22 protein-coding genes and 1 tRNA gene are annotated in these 20,372 nt (G+C 62.1%); 21 read left to right on the top strand and 2 right to left on the bottom strand.

Translation table 11 applies throughout. The features are described from left to right. Positions 1-4: 4 nt before the first annotated feature. Entirely contained in the window at positions 5-454 is a 450-nt protein-coding gene (gene fur / locus B059_RS0106240; protein ID WP_018077389.1) for a ferric iron uptake transcriptional regulator, read from the bottom strand. Between the two features lie 80 nt (positions 455-534). On the opposite strand from fur, the gene bamE reads away from it, so the two are divergent. From bamE to B059_RS0106205, 7 genes are all read left to right on the top strand, one after another. Next, positions 535-1,662, top strand: coding sequence for an outer membrane protein assembly factor BamE domain-containing protein (gene bamE / locus B059_RS0106235; protein WP_018077388.1), 1,128 nt, complete (start codon positions 535-537; stop codon positions 1,660-1,662). Next, complete coding sequence (dapB, locus tag B059_RS0106230; RefSeq protein WP_018077387.1) at positions 1,659-2,462, top strand: 4-hydroxy-tetrahydrodipicolinate reductase; 804 nt, start codon at positions 1,659-1,661, stop codon at positions 2,460-2,462. Before bamE ends, dapB begins: the two co-directional genes overlap by 4 nt. A 22-nt stretch (positions 2,463-2,484) precedes the next feature. Continuing rightward, a complete protein-coding gene (locus tag B059_RS0106225) occupies positions 2,485-2,739 on the top strand; it encodes a glutaredoxin domain-containing protein (RefSeq protein ID WP_018077386.1) in 255 nt (84 codons plus the stop codon). A gap of 166 nt (positions 2,740-2,905) precedes the next feature. Beyond that, positions 2,906-4,045: a glutamine-hydrolyzing carbamoyl-phosphate synthase small subunit gene (gene carA / locus B059_RS0106220; RefSeq protein ID WP_018077385.1), complete on the top strand. Its 1,140-nt coding sequence runs from the start codon at positions 2,906-2,908 to the stop codon at positions 4,043-4,045. Between the two features lie 3 nt (positions 4,046-4,048). After that, positions 4,049-7,255, top strand: a complete 3,207-nt coding sequence (gene carB, locus B059_RS0106215) for a carbamoyl-phosphate synthase large subunit (RefSeq protein ID WP_018077384.1) — start codon at positions 4,049-4,051, stop codon at positions 7,253-7,255. Between the two features lie 17 nt (positions 7,256-7,272). Continuing rightward, on the top strand, positions 7,273-7,749 hold the full coding sequence (greA, locus tag B059_RS0106210; protein WP_018077383.1) for a transcription elongation factor GreA: 477 nt from the start codon (positions 7,273-7,275) through the stop codon (positions 7,747-7,749). After that, positions 7,749-8,207: a DUF4149 domain-containing protein gene (locus B059_RS0106205; protein ID WP_018077382.1), complete on the top strand. Its 459-nt coding sequence runs from the start codon at positions 7,749-7,751 to the stop codon at positions 8,205-8,207. The genes greA and B059_RS0106205 overlap by 1 nt, the downstream gene beginning before the upstream one ends. A 17-nt stretch (positions 8,208-8,224) precedes the next feature. Here the strand turns inward: B059_RS0106205 and B059_RS0106200 are convergent, their stop codons facing one another. Then, positions 8,225-8,521, bottom strand: a complete 297-nt coding sequence (locus tag B059_RS0106200) for a YhbY family RNA-binding protein (RefSeq protein WP_018077381.1) — start codon at positions 8,519-8,521, stop codon at positions 8,225-8,227. A 49-nt stretch (positions 8,522-8,570) separates the two neighbouring features. Here B059_RS0106200 and B059_RS0106195 point away from each other — a divergent pair, with 49 nt between their 5' ends. From B059_RS0106195 to B059_RS0106130, 14 genes are all read left to right on the top strand, one after another. Beyond that, complete coding sequence (locus tag B059_RS0106195; protein WP_018077380.1) at positions 8,571-9,248, top strand: RlmE family RNA methyltransferase; 678 nt, start codon at positions 8,571-8,573, stop codon at positions 9,246-9,248. Positions 9,249-9,296: 48 nt separating this feature from the next. Next, positions 9,297-11,186: an ATP-dependent zinc metalloprotease FtsH gene (gene ftsH, locus B059_RS0106190; protein ID WP_018077379.1), complete on the top strand. Its 1,890-nt coding sequence runs from the start codon at positions 9,297-9,299 to the stop codon at positions 11,184-11,186. 54 nt (positions 11,187-11,240) lie between these two features. Beyond that, positions 11,241-12,080 carry a dihydropteroate synthase gene (folP, locus tag B059_RS0106185; RefSeq protein ID WP_018077378.1) on the top strand — a complete coding sequence of 280 codons (840 nt, stop codon included), beginning with the start codon at positions 11,241-11,243 and terminating at the stop codon, positions 12,078-12,080. Next, the gene (gene glmM, locus B059_RS0106180; protein ID WP_018077377.1) at positions 12,070-13,434 is read left to right on the top strand and encodes a phosphoglucosamine mutase; all 1,365 of its coding nucleotides are present in this window, start codon (positions 12,070-12,072) and stop codon (positions 13,432-13,434) included. The genes folP and glmM overlap by 11 nt, the downstream gene beginning before the upstream one ends. 92 nt (positions 13,435-13,526) lie before the next feature. After that, positions 13,527-14,546: a phosphate ABC transporter substrate-binding protein PstS gene (gene pstS, locus B059_RS0106175; RefSeq protein WP_038058226.1), complete on the top strand. Its 1,020-nt coding sequence runs from the start codon at positions 13,527-13,529 to the stop codon at positions 14,544-14,546. Between the two features lie 125 nt (positions 14,547-14,671). After that, positions 14,672-15,649 carry a phosphate ABC transporter permease subunit PstC gene (gene pstC / locus B059_RS0106170; protein WP_038058302.1) on the top strand — a complete coding sequence of 326 codons (978 nt, stop codon included), beginning with the start codon at positions 14,672-14,674 and terminating at the stop codon, positions 15,647-15,649. Between the two features lie 10 nt (positions 15,650-15,659). Further along, positions 15,660-16,505 carry a phosphate ABC transporter permease PstA gene (pstA, locus tag B059_RS21225; protein ID WP_018077374.1) on the top strand — a complete coding sequence of 282 codons (846 nt, stop codon included), beginning with the start codon at positions 15,660-15,662 and terminating at the stop codon, positions 16,503-16,505. Between the two features lie 18 nt (positions 16,506-16,523). Further along, positions 16,524-17,306, top strand: coding sequence for a phosphate ABC transporter ATP-binding protein PstB (gene pstB / locus B059_RS21220; protein ID WP_018077373.1), 783 nt, complete (start codon positions 16,524-16,526; stop codon positions 17,304-17,306). An 85-nt stretch (positions 17,307-17,391) separates the two neighbouring features. Beyond that, the gene (gene tpiA / locus B059_RS0106155; RefSeq protein WP_018077372.1) at positions 17,392-18,138 is read left to right on the top strand and encodes a triose-phosphate isomerase; all 747 of its coding nucleotides are present in this window, start codon (positions 17,392-17,394) and stop codon (positions 18,136-18,138) included. A gap of 12 nt (positions 18,139-18,150) precedes the next feature. Further along, the gene (gene secG / locus B059_RS0106150; RefSeq protein WP_018077371.1) at positions 18,151-18,498 is read left to right on the top strand and encodes a preprotein translocase subunit SecG; all 348 of its coding nucleotides are present in this window, start codon (positions 18,151-18,153) and stop codon (positions 18,496-18,498) included. 33 nt (positions 18,499-18,531) lie between these two features. Then, a tRNA-Leu gene (locus B059_RS0106145) sits at positions 18,532-18,616 on the top strand. Between the two features lie 161 nt (positions 18,617-18,777). Continuing rightward, entirely contained in the window at positions 18,778-19,134 is a 357-nt protein-coding gene (locus tag B059_RS0106140) for an NADH-quinone oxidoreductase subunit A (RefSeq protein WP_018077370.1), read from the top strand. Positions 19,135-19,252: 118 nt separating this feature from the next. Next, positions 19,253-19,729, top strand: a complete 477-nt coding sequence (locus B059_RS0106135; RefSeq protein ID WP_018077369.1) for a NuoB/complex I 20 kDa subunit family protein — start codon at positions 19,253-19,255, stop codon at positions 19,727-19,729. A gap of 8 nt (positions 19,730-19,737) precedes the next feature. Next, entirely contained in the window at positions 19,738-20,337 is a 600-nt protein-coding gene (locus tag B059_RS0106130; protein WP_018077368.1) for an NADH-quinone oxidoreductase subunit C, read from the top strand. Positions 20,338-20,372 lie beyond the last annotated feature (35 nt).

Here is a 20,372-nt window from a genome sequence, read left to right as displayed (position 1 = left end):
GGCGTTATGCGCGGTGACGGCTGTCGCCCGGCTTGCGGTTGGGGCAGTTTTCCTTGATGCAGTCGGCGTAGATCTGCAATGAGTGATCGTTGATGGCAAAACCGCGTTCCTTGGCGATGCGGGCCTGGCGTTTTTCGATTTCGCTGTCGAAAAACTCTTCGACCTTGCCGCATTGCAGGCAGACCAGATGGTCGTGGTGATCGCCATGGTTGAGCTCGAACACCGCCTTGTCGCTGTCGAAATGGTGGCGTATCAGCAAGCCGGCCTGCTCGAACTGGGTGAGCACACGATAAACGGTGGCGAGACCGATATCCTGGCCTTCGTCGGACAGCAACCGATAGACTTCCTCTGCGGTCATGTGACGCTTGTTGCTCTGCTCGAACAGGTCGAGGATCTTCAGGCGCGGCAAAGTGGCTTTCAGGCCAATGCTCTTGAGGTCGTACGGATTGCTCAAAAGAGGCTCCAGAACGGGAACGCGAATACGTTATGATACGTTCTTTTCCAACCCGCCCAAACCCTTCCGGCTTCTCGGCTATGCGTCATTTCCTGATTCCTGTTCTGCTTCTGAGCCTGGTTGCCGGGTGTTCCAGCGTCAAAATCGGCCCCCATCGCATCGATGTGCAGCAGGGCAATGCGCTCGACCAGGAAAACGTCGCCCGTTTGAAACTCGGCCTCAACCGTTCGCAAGTCCGTTTCCTGCTGGGCACCCCGCTGGTGGTCGATCCGTTCCGTACCGATCGCTGGGATTACGTGTACGTGTATTACAAGGCAGGCAGGCTGGCCGAGCAAAAGCGCATCACGCTGTTTTTCGACGGCGACACGCTGGCACGCATCGACGGCGACCTGCCGACGGCCGAGCCCGCGCCTGTCGCGCAGGTCGTGCAGGCCGCGCCGAAAACCGAAGCCCCGGCTGCGCCGCCGGCTGTGACAACTGCGCCGATGCCTGTAGCAACCGCGCCTCAGCCTGAGCCGATTCCGGCAACGGCTTCCAGGCCCGAAGCGGTTGCCCCGACCGTCTCCCCGGCCGCTGCGGTACCTCCTGCTGCGGCGCCTGCGGTCACGACGTCCCCCGCTGTGGCAGCGACGGCTGCCCCCGCGGCTGTTGTGGCGCCGCAGCCCGGACAGGCGCCCACTGCGGCAAGCAGCGTCGTGCCCCCGCTGCCCAGCCCGAAAAACGCGCCGGCGTACGTCGATCCACGCCCGCCCGCCGAGCTCAGCCTGCAGCCCGAGACCGACGTGGCGAAAATTCAGTCGGATCTTATTCCGCCTTTCCCGGGGACGGCTCCGCCGGCGCCGGCGAGCGACGCCACGGTGCTGAAAGCGGTAAACGAGTGGGCGGATGCCTGGGCGCGGCGTGACAACGAAGCCTATCTTGCTGCCTACGATGCCGGCTTTATCCCGCCGGGCGGAGTCAGTCGCGCCGATTGGGAAAAACGCAAGCGCCAGGTGCTGAACGCCGCCAAACGCATCGATCTTGAAATCGATTCTCCCGTGGTCGAACGGACGGGCGACGTTGCTGCGACGGTGACCTTCAATCAGTTTTACCGTTCCGACAGTTATCGCGATGCCGTGGTCAAACAGTTGAACATGGTCGAACGCGATGGCCGCTGGCTGATCGTAGAGGAAAAGGTGTTGTCGGTTTTGCCCGGTGTCCGGCCATGAGTGTGCAGATCGCGATTGCCGGCGTGTCCGGCCGTATGGGGCGTGCGTTGCTTGAAGCCGTCGCAGCCGATCCCGCTTGCGCGCTGTGTGCGGCAATTGACCGTACTGGCAGTCTGCAGCTGGGGCAGGACGCCGGCGCCGCCTGGGGAGGCACCAGCAACGTGCGCATCAGCGATCAGCCGGCCGTCGTCCTGCAGGGTGCGCAGGCGCTGATCGACTTCACTCGTCCCGAGGCCACGGCGGTCTATCTCGATGCCTGCGTTGCGGCGAAGGTGCCGCTGGTCATCGGCACCACCGGCTTCGATGACACCGGCAAGGCGCACATTGCCGCGGCGGCGCAGCGAATACCCATCGTGTTTGCACCCAATATGAGCGTGGGCGTGAATCTCTTGATGAAGCTGGCCGAGCTTGCAGCGCACGTGCTGCAGGACGGCTATGACATCGAAATCATCGAGGCGCATCACCGCCACAAGGTCGATGCGCCCTCCGGTACCGCGCTGGGCCTGGGGCAGGCGGTGGCGCGCGCGATCGATCGCGATCTCGCCCGTTGCGCGGTCTACGGGCGCGAGGGCGTCACCGGCGAACGTGATCCCAAGACCATCGGCTTTGCCACCGTGCGCGGCGGCGACATCGTCGGCGACCATACGCTGCTGTTCGCCGGCATCGGCGAACGCGTCGAGCTCACCCACAAGGCCAGCAGCCGCGCCACCTTTGCTCAGGGCGCGCTACGCGCCGCCAAATGGCTGCAAGGCCGCGCGCCGGGTCTGTACGACATGCGCGATGTGCTGAATCTGCATTGATCCGTACCAACAGGAAACGAACATGAACGCCGTCAAGGTTTACAGTACCGGCACCTGCCCCATCTGCGTCAAGGCCAAGGCTTTTCTCGACAAGCGCGGCATCGGCTATGACGAAGTCCGCATCGATCTCGACCGCGAGGCGATGAAGGAATTCTCCGTCGTCACCAACGGCGCACGCACGGTTCCGCAGATCGTGGTCGACGGCACCTGTATCGGCGGCTTTACCGAACTGACCGAACTCGATATGGACGGTGGCCTGGACCATCTCCAGCCCTGATCCGAAGCGGGGGGGCGGCTCGGGCGGCATTGCCCGGCATGCCCAGCATTGAAGCCAGGTTTCAGATCGGCTATAATTGCGCAATTCAAATTCAGGCGGGTGGCGCGCAAGCGGCCCGCCTGAATTTTGTCACCTGCTTCACGCTCATAGTCTTGCGGAGTCTTCCTTGTCTCGTGCCCAACCTGCCATCCTGGTTTTAGCTGACGGCTCGGTGTTTCGCGGCCTGTCGATCGGTGCCGACGGCATCGCGACCGGCGAGGTGGTATTCAATACCGCGCTGACCGGTTATCAGGAAATCCTTACCGACCCTTCATATTCGCGGCAAATCGTCACTCTGACCTATCCCCATATCGGCAATACCGGCGTCAATACCGAGGACGTCGAGGCGAACCGTATCCACGCGGCGGGACTGGTGGTGCGCGATGTGCCGCGACTGCATTCGAATTTCCGTGCCAGCCAGCCGCTGTCCGATTATCTCGCTGGACAGAATATCGTCGCCATTGCCGACATCGACACCCGCCGGTTGACGCGCATCCTGCGCGAAAAGGGCGCGCAAGGCGGCTGCATCATGGCAGGCGCGGTGGATGAGGCGAAAGCGCTCGACGCCGCGCGCGCGTTCCCTGGCCTGGCTGGCATGGACCTGGCCAAGGTGGTGAGCGTGCAGACGGCCTACGAGTGGGCGGAGCGTGAGTGGAAACTGGGTTCGGGCTACGGCCGGCAGACCGAGCCGCGCTTCCACGTGGTCGCGTTCGACTACGGCATCAAGTTCAACATCCTGCGGATGCTCGCCGAGCGTGGCTGCCGTCTGACCGTGCTGCCTGCGACCGCCAACGCGGAACAGGCGCTGTCGCTGAAGCCGGACGGCATTTTCCTCTCCAACGGCCCGGGCGATCCGGAGCCGTGCGATTACGCGATCCAGGCGGTCGGCGATCTGGTGGCAGCGAAGATCCCGCTGTTCGGTATCTGTCTCGGCCACCAGTTTCTGGCGCTGGCCTCGGGCGCCAGGACGGTGAAGATGAAGTTCGGTCACCACGGCGCCAACCATCCGGTCAAGGATCTCGACAGCGGGCGTGTCGCCATCACCAGCCAGAACCACGGTTTCGCGGTGGATGCGGCGACGCTTCCATCCAATATCCGCAGAACCCATGTCTCGCTGTTCGACGGTTCGCTGCAGGGCATCGCCCGCACCGATGCCCCCGCATTCAGCTTTCAGGGGCACCCCGAAGCCAGTCCCGGCCCGCACGACGTGGGCTATCTGTTCGACCGATTCATCCAGCTGATGGCTGACCATGCCCCGGTACACTAAATTATGCCCAGGCGTTCTGACTTAAAAAGCATCCTCATCATCGGCGCCGGCCCGATCGTCATCGGCCAGGCGTGCGAATTCGACTACTCCGGTGCGCAGGCGTGCAAGGCGCTGCGCGAGGAGGGCTACAAGGTCATCCTCGTCAACAGCAATCCGGCGACGATCATGACCGACCCGGACATGGCCGACGTCACCTACATCGAGCCGATTTCCTGGCAGGTGGTCGAGAAGATCATCGAGCAGGAGCGTCCCGATGCACTGCTGCCGACCATGGGCGGGCAGACCGCGCTCAACTGCGCGCTCGATCTCGCCCGCCACGGCGTACTGGAAAAATACGGCGTCGAGATGATCGGCGCGTCCAAGGAGGCGATCGACAAGGCCGAGGACCGTGAGAAGTTCAAGGCTGCGATGACCAAGCTCGGCCTGGGCAGCGCGCGTTCGTCGATCGCGCACAGCATGGAAGAGGCGCTGCAGGTGCAGGCCGCGCTCGGCTTTCCGACCATCATCCGGCCGTCGTTCACCATGGGCGGCTCCGGCGGCGGCATCGCCTACAACAAGGATGAGTTCGTCGCCATCTGCGAGCGCGGCCTGGAAGCCAGCCCGACCCACGAACTGCTGATCGAGGAATCGTTGCTCGGCTGGAAAGAATACGAGATGGAGGTGGTGCGCGACCGCAAGGACAACTGCATCATCATCTGCTCGATCGAGAACTTCGACCCGATGGGCGTGCACACCGGCGACTCCATTACCGTGGCGCCGGCGCAGACGCTGACCGACAAGGAATACCAGATCATGCGCAACGCGAGTCTCGCGGTGCTGCGCGAGATCGGCGTCGACACCGGCGGCTCCAATGTGCAGTTCTCCATCAATCCCGACGATGGCCGCATGGTGGTGATCGAGATGAACCCGCGGGTGTCGCGTTCGTCTGCGCTGGCGTCCAAGGCGACCGGCTTTCCGATCGCCAAGGTGGCGGCCAAGCTGGCGGTCGGCTATACCCTCGACGAACTGCAGAACGAGATCACCGGCGGCGCGACGCCGGCCTCGTTCGAGCCCTCGATCGATTACGTGGTCACCAAGATTCCGCGCTTCGCCTTCGAGAAATTCCCGCAGGCCGACGACCGCCTGACCACGCAGATGAAATCGGTGGGCGAAGTGATGGCGATGGGGCGCAGCTTCCAGGAATCGCTGCAGAAGGCGCTGCGCGGGCTGGAAGTCGGCGCCGACGGCTTCGACCCCAGGACCACCGACCAGGAAGAAATCGAGGCCGAATTGATGTCGCCCGGCCCCGAGCGCATCTGGTTCGTCGGCGATGCGTTCCGCGTCGGCATGAGCCTGGAGGAGATCCACGCAGTGTCGAAGATCGACCCCTGGTTCCTCGACCAGATCCAGGGCCTGATCGAGCTGGAGGCCTCGCTGGCCGGTCGCGCGCTGACCGACCTCGGCCGCGACGAACTGCGCCGGCTGAAGCGCGCCGGCTTCTCCGACCGCCGCCTGGCCAAACTCCTGAGCACCGACCAGCACGCGGTGCGTGCGCGCCGCACCGAGCTGGCGCTGCACCCGGTCTACAAGCGGGTCGATACCTGCGCTGCCGAATTCGCCACGCAGACCGCCTACATGTATTCGACTTACGAGGAAGAGTGCGAGGCGCATCCGACCGACGCGAAGAAGATCATGGTGCTGGGCGGCGGCCCGAATCGCATCGGCCAGGGCATCGAGTTCGACTACTGCTGCGTGCATGCCGCGCTGGCGCTGCGCGAGAACGGCTTCGAGACCATCATGGTCAACTGTAACCCGGAGACCGTGTCGACCGACTACGACACCTCCGATCGCCTGTATTTCGAGCCGTTGACGCTGGAAGACGTGCTCGAGATCGTGCGCATCGAGAAGCCCTTCGGCGTGATCGTACAGTACGGCGGGCAGACGCCGCTGAAGCTCGCGCGCGACCTGGAACGCAACGGCGTGCCCATCATCGGCACCAGCCCGGACATGATCGACGCCGCTGAGGACCGCGAGCGCTTCCAGCAGATGCTGCACGACCTCGGTCTCAAGCAACCACCCAACCGCACCGCGCGCAACCCCGACAGCGCCATCCGCATGGCCGAGGAAATCGGCTACCCGCTGGTGGTGCGGCCATCTTATGTTTTGGGTGGCCGCGCCATGGAAATCGTGCGCGAGGAGGCCGATCTGCGGCGTTACATGACCGAAGCGGTGAAGGTGTCGAACAAATCGCCGGTGCTGCTCGACCGCTTCCTGAACGATGCGATCGAGGTCGATGTCGACGCGCTGTCCGATGGCGAGCAGGTGGTGATCGGCGGCATCATGCAGCATATCGAGCAGGCCGGCGTGCATTCGGGCGACTCGGCGTGTTCGCTGCCACCCTACAGCCTGTCGAACGATATCCAGGACGAGCTGCGCCGCCAGACGGTGGCGATGGCGAAGGCGCTGAAGGTGGTCGGCCTGATGAACGTTCAGTTCGCGATCCAGGGCGACACCGTCTACGTGCTGGAAGTGAATCCGCGTGCGTCGCGCACCGTGCCCTATGTGTCCAAGGCGATTGGCGCGCCGCTGGCGAAGATCGCCGCGCGCGCGATGGCGGGTATTTCGCTGAAGTCGCAGGCGTTCGAAAAGGAAATCATCCCGCCGTATTTCTCGGTGAAGGAAGCGGTATTCCCGTTCCGCAAATTCCCCGGTGTCGACACCATCCTCGGTCCGGAAATGAAATCGACTGGCGAAGTCATGGGCGTGGGCGACAACTTCGGCGAGGCTTTCGTCAAATCGCAACTGGCGTCGAGTTCCGAATTGCCGAAGCCGGGCGGGCGCGCCTTCGTCAGCGTGCGCTCGGGCGATCGCGACGCCATCGTCGAGGTGGCGCAGGCGTTGCTCGATCTCGGCTTCAACCTGGTCGCCACGCGCGGCACGGCGCAGGCGATCGAGTCGGCCGGCATTCCGGTAGCCATCGTCAACAAGGTCAAGGAAGGCCGTCCGCATATCGTCGATATGATCAAGAACGGCGATATCGACTTCATCGTCAACGTGGTCGAGGACAAGAAGGCGGTGAAGGATTCCTACGCCATCCGCGCCGAGGCGCTGGCGCGCCGGGTGGTGTACTTCACCACGCTGGCCGGGGCGCATGCCGCTTGCATGGGCATGCGGCACGGCAATGAACTCAAGGTGTATTCCCTGCAGGCGCTGCATCAGCGCCTGCACTGATCTGATAAGGCAAGGCTGTGAACAAGTTTCCCCTCACCGTGGTCGGCGCCGAAAAACTGCGCGTCGAGTTGCAACATCTGAAAAGTGTGGAGCGCCCCGCTGTGATCCAGGCAATCGCCGAGGCACGCGCGCAGGGCGACCTGTCTGAAAACGCCGAGTACGACGCCGCCAAGGAAAAACAGGGCTTCATCGAGGGCCGTATCGCCGACCTCGAAGGCAAGCTGGCGAATGCGCAGATCATCGACCCCACCACCCTCGATGCGGATGGCCGCATCGTCTTCGGCGCGACGGTTGAACTGGAAGACGCCGAATCCGGCGACAGCGTGATTTACCAGATCGTCGGCGACGACGAGGCCGACATCAAGCAGCGCAAGATTTCCGTATCGTCGCCCATCGCGCGCGCACTGATCGGCAAGTATGCGGGCGACAGCGTGGACGTGCAGGCACCGGGCGGTCTCCGCCAGTACGAAGTTCTGGACGTGCAATACATATAATGCGGCGTTTCTGGGACGGCCTTGCCGGGACGATGCTGGTGCTGTGGATCGGCGGCATCTGGGCGATGGGCTACGTCGCGGCGCCGCTGCTGTTTGCCAGCCTCGGCGACAAGCAGCTGGCCGGGGTGCTGGCCGGCAAGCTGTTCGAAGCGATGGCGTGGATCGGTATCGCCGCCGCGGTCTATCTGATGCTCTACCGCATTGTGCGCGACGGCGGCGCGGCGTTGAAAACCCTGTTTTTCTGGGTGGTCGCAGTCATGCTGGCGTTGACGCTGGCGGGCCATTTCGGTATCCAGCCCATCATGCAGAGCTTGAAGGATCAGGCCATGCCGCACGCCGTGATGCAAAGCGTGTTTGCCGACCGTTTTGCGCGGTGGCACGGGGTGTCCAGCATTCTGTATTTGATCCAGAGCGCACTGGGGCTGTTGCTGGTCTGGCGTTCGGGGCTGGCGCGATAAGCGCCGTTAGGCAGCAATCAGCCTGGCAGGACGATGACGGGTTTGGCTGCGGCGCGGTAAATCACCAGCACCTTGCCGATTTGCTGCACTGGCGCAGCGCCAGTGGCGGCACAGATTTCCTCCAGCCAGCTGCGGCGCATCTCCGCTTCGTTGCTGGCTGCTTTGATCTTGACCAGCTCGTGCGCAGCCAGTGCGTGATCGACTTCCTTCAATACGGCGGCCGTCAAACCCTGGTTGCCGATCATGACCACCGGTTGGCGCGTGTGTGCCAGCCCTTTCAGAAATTGCCGTTGTGCGGGCGCGAGTGCTTTCATGCTTGTTCCTTCAAATGAGCGCGGATTGTAGCCGATAGGGCCGATAGAAATGGCGCAGAAACCCAAGCGGACCAAATCGGGCAGTGCCTGGATGCACGAGCACGTGACGGATCCTTACGTTAAAAAGGCGCAGCAGGACGGCTACCGCTCGCGCGCCGCCTATAAACTACTGGAAATCGATGCGCGCGACCATCTGCTGCGTCCTGGTATGACGGTGGTGGATCTGGGCGCCGCGCCCGGCAGCTGGTGCCAGGTGGCGGTGCAGAAAATGAAGCGGCAGGGCAGGGTGCTGGCGATCGATCTGCTGCCGGTGGCGCCGATGCCCGGCGTCGACAGCCTGGAAGGCGACTTCACCGAGCCGGCGGCGCTGGCCTGGCTGGAAGAAAAGCTGCAATTCGGGCAGCTTGACCTTGTATTGAGCGATATGGCACCCAACATTAGCGGAGTGATGCTGGCAGATCAGGCGCGGCATTACGAATTATGCGAGCTGGCGCTCGAATTTGCGGCAGATTGGCTGAAACCAGAGGGCAGTTTCCTCGTCAAAGTATTTCAGGGCGTTGGTTTTGAGGATTTCCGGGCCCGGATGCGGCAGGTATTCGAGCAGGTACTGATCCGCAAACCTGACGCCTCGCGCGATCGCAGCACCGAGGTCTATCTGCTGGGACGTCGCCCAGTTGCAGCACGGGATGGCGGGTTGCAAGGCAGCCGTGGCATGCCTGCAAAATAGGGTTTAGAATGAGTCTAAACGTGCTGCATTCAGCACCAAGGAGTAAACGTGAACAATCTGTCTAAAAACATCGCCGTCTGGTTGATTATTGCCGTCGTCCTGATGACGGTATTCAACCAGTTCGGCGCCCAGCGCACTACCCAGAAGCAGATGCCCTACTCGCAATTCATCGAGGAGGTGCGCCAGCAGCAGATCTCCAAGGTGGTGATAGAAGGCAACGTGCTCAAGGGCGAGCGCAGCGATGGCCAGCGCTTTACCAGCTATGCGCCGAGCGATCCGTGGATGGTCTCCGATCTGCTGAAAAACGGCGTTTCGGTCGAGGCCAAGCCGGAGGAGCAGCCATCGTTCCTGATGAGCCTGTTCATTTCCTGGTTCCCGATGCTGCTGCTGATCGGCGTGTGGATCTTCTTCATGCGCCAGATGCAGGGCGGTGGACGCGGCGGGGCGTTCTCGTTCGGCAAGAGCCGGGCGCGCCTGCTCGACGAAAACGCCAATCCGGTGACCTTTGCCGACGTGGCAGGCTGCGACGAGGCCAAGGAAGATGTGGCGGAACTGGTGGATTTTCTGAAAGACCCGACCAAATTCCAGAAGCTGGGCGGACATATTCCGCGCGGCGTGCTGATGGTGGGGCCGCCGGGAACCGGCAAGACGCTGCTGGCGCGCTCGATCGCGGGTGAGGCCAAGGTGCCGTTCTTCAGCATCTCGGGGTCGGACTTCGTCGAGATGTTCGTCGGCGTGGGCGCTGCGCGCGTGCGCGATATGTTCGAGCAGGCGAAGAAGAATTCACCCTGCATCATCTTCATCGATGAGATCGATGCGGTCGGCCGCCAGCGTGGCGCCGGCCTCGGCGGCGGCAACGACGAGCGCGAGCAGACCCTGAACCAGTTGCTGGTCGAGATGGACGGCTTCGAAGCGACCACCGGCGTTATCGTCATCGCTGCGACCAACCGTCCCGACGTGCTCGATCCGGCCTTGCTGCGTCCGGGCCGTTTTGACCGCCAGGTAGTGGTGGGCCTGCCCGACATCCGTGGCCGCGAACAGATCCTGCTGGTGCACATGCGCAAGGTGCCGCTCGCCCCCGACGTGCGGGCCGACATCCTGGCGCGCGGCACCCCCGGCATGTCCGGTGCCGACCTTGCCAACCTTGTCAACGAGGCCGCCCTGTTCGCCGCGCGCGGCAACAAGCGCCTGGTCGACATGGACGATTTCGAGAAGGCCAAGGACAAGATACTCATGGGCGCCGAGCGTAAGTCCATGGTGATCACACCCGAGGACAAGAAAAAGACCGCCTATCACGAGTCGGGCCACGCGGTGATCGGGATGACCCTGCCAGGCTGCGATCCGGTGCACAAGGTCACCGTCATCCCGCGCGGCCGCGCGCTGGGCGTGACCATGTCGCTGCCGGAAATGGACCGTTTCAGCCTGTACAAGGACGAGATGCTGTCGCAGATCAGCATGCTGTTCGGCGGCCGGGTGGCGGAAGAGATTTTCGTCGGCAGCATCTCGACCGGTGCCTCCAACGACTTCGAGCGCGCCACCAGCATCGCGCGCGACATGGTGACCCGCTACGGCATGTCTGAAGCGCTGGGCCCGATGGTGTATGGCGAAAACGAAGGCGAAGTGTTCCTGGGGCGTTCGGTGACCACGCACAAGAACATGAGCGAGGCGACCATGCAGAAGGTCGACGCCGAGATCCGCCGCATTCTGGACGAGCAGTACGCGCTGGCCAAGAAAATCCTGACCGACAGCCGCGACAAGGTCGAGGCGATGACCGCAGCGCTGCTGGAATGGGAAACCATCGATGCCGAGCAAATTGCCGACATCATGGCCGGCCGCCCGCCGCGCCCGCCCAAGCCCTCCGTCACGCCGCCGCCGGCAAGCGGCGGCGACAAGCCGAGTGCGCCGGCGCCGACGACACAGCCAGCGCAGGAAGCCTGAACGTAGATTCGGCATCACGCACTACAATAGAGGGGCTTTGACCCCTCTATTTTCATGCCCATACTCCGCGCCGGTCCGCACCGCCTCTCGCTGGCACGTCCCCTTGTCATGGGTATCGTCAATATCACGCCTGATTCGTTTTCGGACGGAGGGCGGCTGGACAACGCGCAGGCCGCGATCGAGCATGCCCTCAAGCTGCAGGAAGAAGGCGCCGATATCCTCGATGTCGGCGGGGAGTCCACCCGCCCGGGCGCAGCGGCCGTGCCTGCCGATGAGGAAATCCGCCGGGTACGGCCAGTGGTCGAGGCGCTTGCCAAGTGCGGCTGTGTGGTATCGATCGACACCACGAAGCCTGAAGTGATGCGGGCTGCGCTCGACGCAGGCGCAGCCATGGTAAACGATGTGATGGCTTTGCGTGCGCCCGGCGCGCTGGAGGCAGTGATGCTGTCCGATGCAGCAGTGTGCCTGATGCATATGCAGGGTGAGCCGCAGAGCATGCAGCATGCGCCCCGTTATGCCGATGTGGTCGGGGACGTGAAGCGGTTTTTGCAGGACAGGATACGGGTTTGCGAAGCAGCGGGCATAAGCCGTGAGAGGCTGGTGATCGATCCGGGCTTCGGATTTGGCAAAACGCTGGAACACAATGTGGCCCTGCTCAAGCACCTGCACTGCCTGGCAGAAACGGGCGTGCCCGTGCTGGCCGGGATGTCGCGCAAATCCATGCTGGGTGCATTGACCGGGCGTACCGTCGAGGCGCGCGAATTTGCCGGAGTGGCGGCGCATCTGGCTGCCGTGGCACGCGGTGCGCGCTTGCTCCGGGTACACGATGTGGCCGCCATGCGGGATGCGCTGGCGGTATGGAATGCAGTGGAGGAACAACAGGATGGGACGTAAATATTTCGGCACCGACGGCGTGCGGGGCAAGGTGGGCGAGCCGCCCATTACGCCGGAGTTTGTCATGCATCTGGGCTACGCTGCCGGACAGGTTCTGGTGGCCGACCGGGGCAGTCTGCCGCCGAATCAACACCCGACCGTGCTGATTGGCAAGGACACCCGCATTTCTGGCTACATGCTGGAAGCCGCGCTGGAAGCCGGCTTGACCGCTGCCGGCGTGAATGTGCTGATGACCGGGCCGATGCCGACGCCTGCGGTGGCCTATCTGACGCGCGCGCTGCGTCTGCAGGCCGGAGTGGTGATCTCGGCATCGCACAATCCGTTCGAAGACAACGGCATCAAGTTCTTTTCTGCCAGCGGGCAAAAACTGCCGGACAGCGTGGAGAAAGCGATCGAGGCGCGGCTGGATTTTCCCATCAACACGGTCGAAGCGCGCCAGTTGGGGCGTGCCCGCCGGATCGAGGATGCAGCAGCGCGTTATATCGAGTTTTGCAAGAGCACCTTTCCCAATCACCTCGATCTGCGCGGGATGCGTATCGTGGTCGACTGTGCGCACGGTGCGACCTATCATATTGCTCCGCATGTGCTGCACGAACTGGGCGCCGAAGTGATCGCCATCGGCAACGAGCCGAACGGATACAACATCAACGAAAAGTGCGGTGCCACGCACACCTCGACGCTGGCGGACGCGGTGGGTGCGCATCGTGCCGATCTCGGCATTGCGCTCGACGGCGATGGCGACCGCCTGATGATGGCCGACGCGAAGGGGCGGATATACGATGGCGACCAGCTGGTTTACGTCATCGCGCGCCATCGCATCCAGACCGGCTACATGAAGGGCGGCGTGGTGGGTACGTTGATGACCAATCTCGGCACCGAGCATGCCCTGGCCCGCATCCAGATTCCGTTCGAGCGCGCCAAGGTGGGTGACCGCTATGTGCTGGAACGCCTGCAGGCCAACGGCTGGACGCTGGGTGGCGAAACCTCGGGGCATATCCTCTGCCTGGATAAACACACCACGGGCGACGGTATCGTTTCGGCACTGCAGGTGCTGCGCGCGATACGCGAGACGGGCGAGACGCTGGATGCGTTCACCACGGACCTGGAAACCTACCCCCAGGTGATGATCAACGTGCCAGTAGCCAAAGGTTTCAGGTTGGATGCCGTACCTGCGGTCAATGCGTCGATCGGGGAGGCAGAGGCTGCCCTCGGGGGTAGCGGCCGGGTCGTTCTGCGTGCGTCCGGTACCGAGCCGCTGATCCGCGTGATGGTGGAGGGGCAGGATGCCGATATGGTCAGACATACGGCTGAAACAATTGCCGCTGTCGTGAGGGCCGCTGCTGCAGCCGGGTGATTTCCCGGCTTGAAATATATCTGTAATATTCGCCCGTTAGTATGGCCGGGTCGCCCATGCGGCAACGTCAACTACACCGGAGATATTACACAATGCGTACACTCAATAAACTGGCTCAAGGGACGCTGGCTGCGGCCATGGGTCTGGCTTTCAGTGTGGGCGCCCTGGCTGCCGACATTACCGGCGCAGGCGCAACCTTCCCCTACGCTGTTTACACGAAGTGGGCTGAAGCATACAAGGCGGCTACGGGCAACCAGGTCAACTATCAGGGCATCGGCTCCTCGGGCGGCGTCAAGCAAATCAAGGCCAAGACGGTCGATTTCGGCGGTACCGATGCGCCGGTCAAGGAGGCCGACCTGGACGCCGCCAAGCTGGTGCAGGTGCCGACCGTGATGGGCGGTGTTACCATCGTCGTGAACGTCCCCGGCGTCGAGTCCGGCAAGTTGAAGCTCGACGGCGTCACCGCCGCCGATATTTTCCGTGGCGCCATCACCAAGTGGAACGCTCCCGCCATCGCCAAGCTGAACCCGGGCGTTGCGCTGCCGGATATGGCCATCACCGTCTCGCACCGTTCTGACGGTTCGGGCACCACCTACGCGTTCACCAACTATCTCGCCAAGCAGTCGATGGCATTCAAGCGTGACGTGGGCGCCGGCAATACGGTGAACTGGCCCGCCAACGCCGTTGGCGGCAAGGGCAACCCGGGGGTCGCCGCCAACGTACAGAAGATCAAGGGTGCGATCGGCTACGTGGATATCGCCGATGCGATGAAGAACAACATGACCTTCGCTGCCCTGAAGAACAAGGCGGGCAACTACATTTTGCCGAGCCAGCAGTCGGTTGCCGATGCAGCCGCCGGTGCCGACTTCAAGGTGAAGGGCATGGCGCCTGACCTGCTCGATCAGTCGCACAAGAACGCCTGGCCCATCACCACGGCCACGTATGTGCTGGCGTATGAAAAAGGCAGCGATGCCGCCAAGCAGAAAGGCGTAGTGGACTTCTTCGCCTGGTCCTTGAACAATGGCCAGAAAATGGCTGCCGACCTCGGTTTTGTGGCGCTGCCACCGAACGTCGTGAAGATGGTCGAAACAGAAATGAAAAACATCAAATAAGACATCTGGATTGACTGATTTGATGATTGGCCGGGAGTGGCGCGCTGCTCCCGGCGCTCTACGAAAGCGGCCGCCGCAAGGCGGCTGCTTTCGTAGATAAAAATCGAACCGATAGGCACCCCACCGTGAGCGAGCCCAGCGCACCCGCCGGAATCGACCTGCATGCCAAGCAGGTCGGCCGATTCCGGTTGCAGGACAAGTTTTTTCATTATTCCACCCAGTTTTTCGCCTTTATCGTTCTGGCGGCGCTGGTGGGTATTCTGGTGTCGCTTACCATCGAAGCCTGGCCCACCCTCAAGGTATTCGGCCCAGCTTTCCTCTGGACCAACATCTGGAGCGTGCCGGACGACCAGTACGGCGCGCTGGCAGCCATTTACGGCACGGTGGTGACGTCCGTGCTGGCGCTGCTGATTGCGGTACCGATCAGTTTCGGCATCGCCCTGTTCCTGACCGAAACCTGCCCGCTCTGGCTGCGCCGCCCGCTGGGCACCGCGATCGAATTGCTGGCGGGCATACCTTCCATCGTCTACGGCATTTGGGGATTGTTCGTGTTCGCGCCCCTGTTTGCCGAATATATCCAGCCCCCGCTGCAGGAATTGCTGGGCGATGTTCCGGTCATCGGCGACTGGTTCTCCGGCCCCCCCATCGGCGTTGGTATCCTGACGGCCAGTATCGTGCTGGCGCTGATGGTCACCCCTTTCATTGCTTCGGTGATGCGCGACGTGTTCGAGACCGTGCCGGATGTACTGAAGGAGTCGGCGTACGGCGTCGGCTGCACCACCTGGGAAGTGGTGCGCAACGTCGTGCTGCCCTACACGCGTGTCGGCGTCATCGGCGGCATCATGCTGGGGCTGGGGCGCGCACTGGGCGAGACGATGGCCGTTACCTTCGTGATCGGCAACGCCAACCGCATCAACGGCAGCCTGTTCGCACCCGGAACCTCCATCGCCTCGACCCTGGCCAACGAATTCGGCGAGGCCGATCCCGGCCTGCATATCGCTTCGCTGTTCGCGCTCGGCCTGGTGCTGTTCATTCTTACCTTTATCGTGCTGGCGATTTCGCGCTGGCTCATCAGCCGCAGCATGGGTACGGAAGGCCTGTAAGGGGACCATCATGATGAGCCTGTACACCCGCCGTATCTGGATCAACCGCATCGGCATCACCCTGTCCATGGTGGCGACGAGTCTGGGTCTGATCGCGTTGCTGTGGATTTTGTGGACCTTGTTTTCCAAAGGCTTTGGCGCATTGAGCTGGGACTTGTTTACCCAGGATACGCCAGCGCCGGGTACTGAAGGCGGTGGCTTGCGCAATGCCATTGTCGGCAGCGGCCTCATTCTGCTGTTTTCCATGCTGATCTCGACGCCGGTCGGTATTCTGGCGGGCATCTATCTGGCCGAATTCGGGCGCATTTCGAAGTTTGCCTCGTTCACCCGCTTCATGACCGACATCATGCTGTCGGCGCCCTCCATCGTCATCGGCCTGTTCGTCTACGCGCTATTTGTGGCGACCACGGGCGGTTTTTCCGGCTGGGCCGGGTCGCTGGCACTGGCGCTGATCGCCATTCCGGTAGTCGTGCGCACCACAGAAAACATGTTGAAGCTGGTGCCGACCAGCCTGCGTGAGGCGGCATTTGCGGTGGGCGCGCCGCGCTGGCAGGTTTCGCTCAGGGTAACACTGCCAGCAGTCAAGTCGGGCGTGGTGACAGGCGTATTGCTGGCGATGGCGCGTATCACCGGCGAGACCGCGCCGCTGCTGTTCACGGCGCTGAACAACCAGTTCTTCAATGCCAATATGACGGAACCCATGGGTAACCTGCCGGTGGTGATCTATCAGTTCGCGCTGAGCCCGTATGACAATTGGGTAAGCCTGGCCTGGGGCGGGGCGCTGTTGATCGCCATGCTGGTGCTGATGATCAACATCGGCGTGCGCGTGGTGTTCCGCAACAAAGACAAACGTTAATTTCTCCGGAGCTTTCCGATGCCCGATCAAGCCATGCCTACCGGCGAAAATATTGCCTTGCAGGTCCGCAACCTGGATTTCTTCTATGGCGATTTCAAAGGGCTAAGCAATATCAATCTGGACATTGCCAGCAAGAAGGTGACGGCTTTCATCGGCCCGTCCGGTTGCGGCAAGTCCACGCTGTTGCGTACCTTCAATCGCATGTACGACCTGTATCCGGGGCAACGTGCCGAAGGCCAGATACTGGTGCATGGTAAAAATCTGCTCGACAAGAACCAGGACGTGAATCTGGTGCGTGCAAAGATCGGCATGGTGTTCCAGAAGCCGACCCCGTTCCCCATGACGATCTACGAAAACATCGCTTTCGGCGTGCGCCTGTACGAGCGCATGTCCAAGAGCGCGATGGACGACCGCGTCGAATGGGCGCTCAACAAGGCTGCCCTGTGGGGCGAGGTGAAGGACAAACTGCAGCAAAGCGGCCTGTCGCTTTCTGGCGGGCAGCAGCAGCGTCTGTGCATTGCGCGCGCGGTCGCGGTCAAGCCTGAAATCGTACTGCTGGACGAGCCGACGTCGGCGCTGGATCCGATTTCCACCGCGAAAATCGAAGAACTCATCAACGAGTTGAAAAACGATTACACCATCGCCATCGTCACCCACAACATGCAGCAGGCGGCGCGGATTTCCGATTTCACTGCATTCATGTACTTGGGAGAACTCATCGAGTTCAACGAGACCGGGACCATCTTCATGCGGCCGGGCAAAAAACAGACCGAAGACTACATTACCGGCCGATTCGGCTGATCGCTCCTTCTGCGACCACGCGCCCGCCGGTTGACCGGCGGGCGCGTTGCGCTTACCATCGCGCACTTTTGTTTGGCGGATTCCCATGCGCAAGAAGCTCGTAGCTGGTAACTGGAAAATGCACGGCAACCTGGCCGAAAATGCCGCGTTGCTGTCTGCGCTCAAGCCGGCACTGGCCGGAATCGAGGCGGTCGTTTGCGTTCCTTTTCCATATCTGGCACAAGCGCAGGCCGCACTTTCCGGGTCATCCATTGCCTGGGGCGCGCAAAACGTATCCGAGCAGGCCAAGGGTGCGTTTACCGGCGAAGTGTCTGCTGCCATGCTGCTCGATTTCGGCTGCCGCTATGTGATCGTCGGTCATTCCGAGCGGCGTAGCCTGTATGGCGAGACCGACGAACTGGTGGCCAGCAAATACATGGCCGCGCAGTCGGCCGGCCTGACACCCATCCTGTGCGTGGGCGAATCGCTGGCCGAGCGCGAGTCGGGCGTGACCGAAGCGGTCGTCGCACGCCAACTCGACGCCGTGATCAAGGTGGCCGGCGTGACGTCCTTGACCGGAGCGGTGGTTGCCTACGAACCCGTATGGGCGATCGGCACCGGAAAAACCGCCACACCGGAGCAGGCTCAGGCTGTGCACGCCTTCATTCGCGGCAAGATCGCCGCCCTCGACGCCAGCGTGGCAGAGGGTCTGGTAATTCAGTATGGGGGTAGCGTAAAAGCCGCGAATGCGGCAGAATTGATGGCTCAGCCGGATATCGACGGCGGCCTGATTGGCGGTGCTTCTCTGGTTGCCGGCGAGTTCATCGCGATTTGCCAAGCAGCCGCCAAGTAAGAATCAAAATTTATGGAAACACTGGTCTGGATCGTTCATGTCATTGTAGCGCTTGCCGTCATTGCGCTAGTGTTGCTGCAACACGGTAAGGGCGCGGACATGGGCGCCGCATTCGGTAGCGGATCTGCCGGCAGCCTGTTCGGCGCCAGCGGTTCGGCCAATTTTCTGAGCCGCAGCACGGCCGTTGTGGCAACCTTTTTCTTTCTGACCAGCCTGGGCCTGGCCTATTTCGGGCTGCAGCAGCACAAGCCGGCCAGTGTGCTGGATCGGACGGCGGTGCCGGCACCCGTGACGCAACCGGCAACGCCGGCTCCGGCGGACCAGAATGCCGGATCGAAAGCGGGTGCCATCCCGCAGTAAATCAGCAGCGCAAATCCGGGCGCATGCCCTTTGGCCGACGTGGTGGAATTGGTAGACACGCTATCTTGAGGGGGTAGTGACCTTGGTCGTGCGAGTTCGAGTCTCGCCGTCGGCACCATCAAATTTCCTGATTGATTCATCAGCCGTTACTATGCGGTAAGCTTTTGATTAATCAGGGGAAACCAGTAGTTTTTCAGCTTGACAGTGGGCGCGTGACGCTAATACACTGCGGTCATAATCACTCAATAGCTCGCACTCGAGCATAGTCGGAGGACCACGGTGCTGGAGAATTACCTCCCCATTCTGTTGTTCATTCTGGTTGGGCTGGCTTTCGGCATCGGCCCCATCATTGCCGGTGGTCTGCTGGCGCCGCACCGTCCCGACAGCGAAAAACTCTCTCCCTACGAATGCGGCTTCGAGGCGTTCGAAGACGCGCGCATGAAATTCGATGTGCGTTACTACCTGGTTGCCATTCTTTTCATCCTGTTCGACCTGGAAATCGCCTTTCTTTTTCCCTGGGCCATCGTGCTGGAGGAAATCGGCCTGGCAGGCTTCGTCGCCATGATGGTATTTCTCGGTATCCTGGTCGTTGGCTTCATCTACGAATGGATGAAGGGAGCACTGGAATGGGAGTAAGGTCTTTGGATCGCTGGGCGAGTAGCCCCGTGCATGGCATGCGGATCGATCCTGGGCAGAGGCCCGCCCGCGGCACGCATGTGGCAAGTTCAGGCGCGATGTGCGCGGAGTGGGCGGCATGAGCATCGAAGGCGTTCTTGAGCAAGGTTTTGTTACTACCAAGGCCGACCAGCTGATCAACTACATGCGCACCGGCTCGATGTGGCCGATGACTTTTGGGCTGGCGTGCTGCGCGGTGGAGATGATGCATGCCGGTGCCGCACGCTACGATCTCGATCGCTTCGGCATCGTGTTTCGTCCCAGCCCGCGGCAGTCCGACGTGATGATCGTGGCAGGGACGCTCTGCAACAAGATGGCGCCCGCGTTGCGCAAGGTCTACGATCAGATGGCCGAACCCCGCTGGGTGATCTCCATGGGTTCGTGTGCCAACGGCGGAGGCTATTACCATTACTCCTACTCGGTGGTGCGCGGCTGCGACCGCATCGTGCCGGTGGACATCTATGTCCCCGGCTGCCCGCCCACGGCGGAGGCATTATTGTTCGGCATCATCCAGTTGCAGAACAAGATCCGCCGTACCAACACCATCGCCCGTTGACGTCACTTATGGCCACGACGCTGGAGTCCTATTCTGTTTGCCTGCAAAACGTTCTTGGCGATGCGCTCGCCCAGATCACCGAGAGGCTGGGGGAGCTGACGCTGATCGTCAAGCCGCAGGCATATGCGTCCGCCATGCTCGCACTGCGCGACCATCCCGACTGCCGCTTCGAGCAGCTGATCGACCTGTGCGGCATGGACTATTCGGATTACGGCGACGGCGCATGGGACGGTGCGCGCTTTGCTGTGGTGACGCATCTGCTGTCGGTGGCCAACAACCGGCGCGTGCGGGTGCGCGTGTTCTGCCCGGACGACGATCTGCCGGTAGTGGCGTCGATGGTCGACATCTGGCCGGCCGCCAACTGGTTCGAGCGCGAAGCCTTCGACTTGTACGGTATCGTGTTCGAAGGCCATCCCGATCTGCGTCGCATCCTCACTGACTATGGCTTCATCGGCCATCCGTTCCGCAAGGATTTCCCCTTGTCCGGTAACGTCGAGATGCGCTACGACCCAACCCAGCAGCGGGTGATTTACCAGCCGGTGTCGATCGAGCCGCGCGAAATCGTGCCGCGCATCGTGCGCGACGAAAGCTACGGGGCGGGGCGCTAATGGCTGAAATCCGCAACTACGCTAAATTGATGGGT

The organism is Thiobacillus denitrificans DSM 12475, from assembly GCF_000376425.1.
In the GTDB taxonomy this organism is placed as follows: domain Bacteria; phylum Pseudomonadota; class Gammaproteobacteria; order Burkholderiales; family Thiobacillaceae; genus Thiobacillus; species Thiobacillus denitrificans.
The sequence above is the reverse complement of the archived record's forward strand: the minus strand, read 5'-3'. Positions and strand labels throughout refer to the sequence as shown.

What these genes read in the sequence shown, in the direction of transcription:
- bamE (WP_018077388.1), top strand. Translation starts at nt 535, where the DNA reads ATGCGTCATTTCCTGATTCCTGTTCTGCTTCTGAGCCTGGTTGCCGGG.
- B059_RS0106225 (WP_018077386.1), top strand. Translation starts at nt 2,485, where the DNA reads ATGAACGCCGTCAAGGTTTACAGTACCGGCACCTGCCCCATCTGCGTC.
- carB (WP_018077384.1), top strand. Translation starts at nt 4,049, where the DNA reads ATGCCCAGGCGTTCTGACTTAAAAAGCATCCTCATCATCGGCGCCGGC.
- dapB (WP_018077387.1), top strand. Translation starts at nt 1,659, where the DNA reads ATGAGTGTGCAGATCGCGATTGCCGGCGTGTCCGGCCGTATGGGGCGT.
- B059_RS0106205 (WP_018077382.1), top strand. Translation starts at nt 7,749, where the DNA reads ATGCGGCGTTTCTGGGACGGCCTTGCCGGGACGATGCTGGTGCTGTGG.
- pstS (WP_038058226.1), top strand. Translation starts at nt 13,527, where the DNA reads ATGCGTACACTCAATAAACTGGCTCAAGGGACGCTGGCTGCGGCCATG.
- folP (WP_018077378.1), top strand. Translation starts at nt 11,241, where the DNA reads ATGCCCATACTCCGCGCCGGTCCGCACCGCCTCTCGCTGGCACGTCCC.
- B059_RS0106200 (WP_018077381.1), bottom strand. Translation starts at nt 8,521, where the DNA reads ATGAAAGCACTCGCGCCCGCACAACGGCAATTTCTGAAAGGGCTGGCA.
- B059_RS0106135 (WP_018077369.1), top strand. Translation starts at nt 19,253, where the DNA reads ATGAGCATCGAAGGCGTTCTTGAGCAAGGTTTTGTTACTACCAAGGCC.
- B059_RS0106195 (WP_018077380.1), top strand. Translation starts at nt 8,571, where the DNA reads ATGGCGCAGAAACCCAAGCGGACCAAATCGGGCAGTGCCTGGATGCAC.
- pstB (WP_018077373.1), top strand. Translation starts at nt 16,524, where the DNA reads ATGCCCGATCAAGCCATGCCTACCGGCGAAAATATTGCCTTGCAGGTC.
- secG (WP_018077371.1), top strand. Translation starts at nt 18,151, where the DNA reads ATGGAAACACTGGTCTGGATCGTTCATGTCATTGTAGCGCTTGCCGTC.
- B059_RS0106130 (WP_018077368.1), top strand. Translation starts at nt 19,738, where the DNA reads ATGGCCACGACGCTGGAGTCCTATTCTGTTTGCCTGCAAAACGTTCTT.
- tpiA (WP_018077372.1), top strand. Translation starts at nt 17,392, where the DNA reads ATGCGCAAGAAGCTCGTAGCTGGTAACTGGAAAATGCACGGCAACCTG.
- glmM (WP_018077377.1), top strand. Translation starts at nt 12,070, where the DNA reads ATGGGACGTAAATATTTCGGCACCGACGGCGTGCGGGGCAAGGTGGGC.
- pstA (WP_018077374.1), top strand. Translation starts at nt 15,660, where the DNA reads ATGATGAGCCTGTACACCCGCCGTATCTGGATCAACCGCATCGGCATC.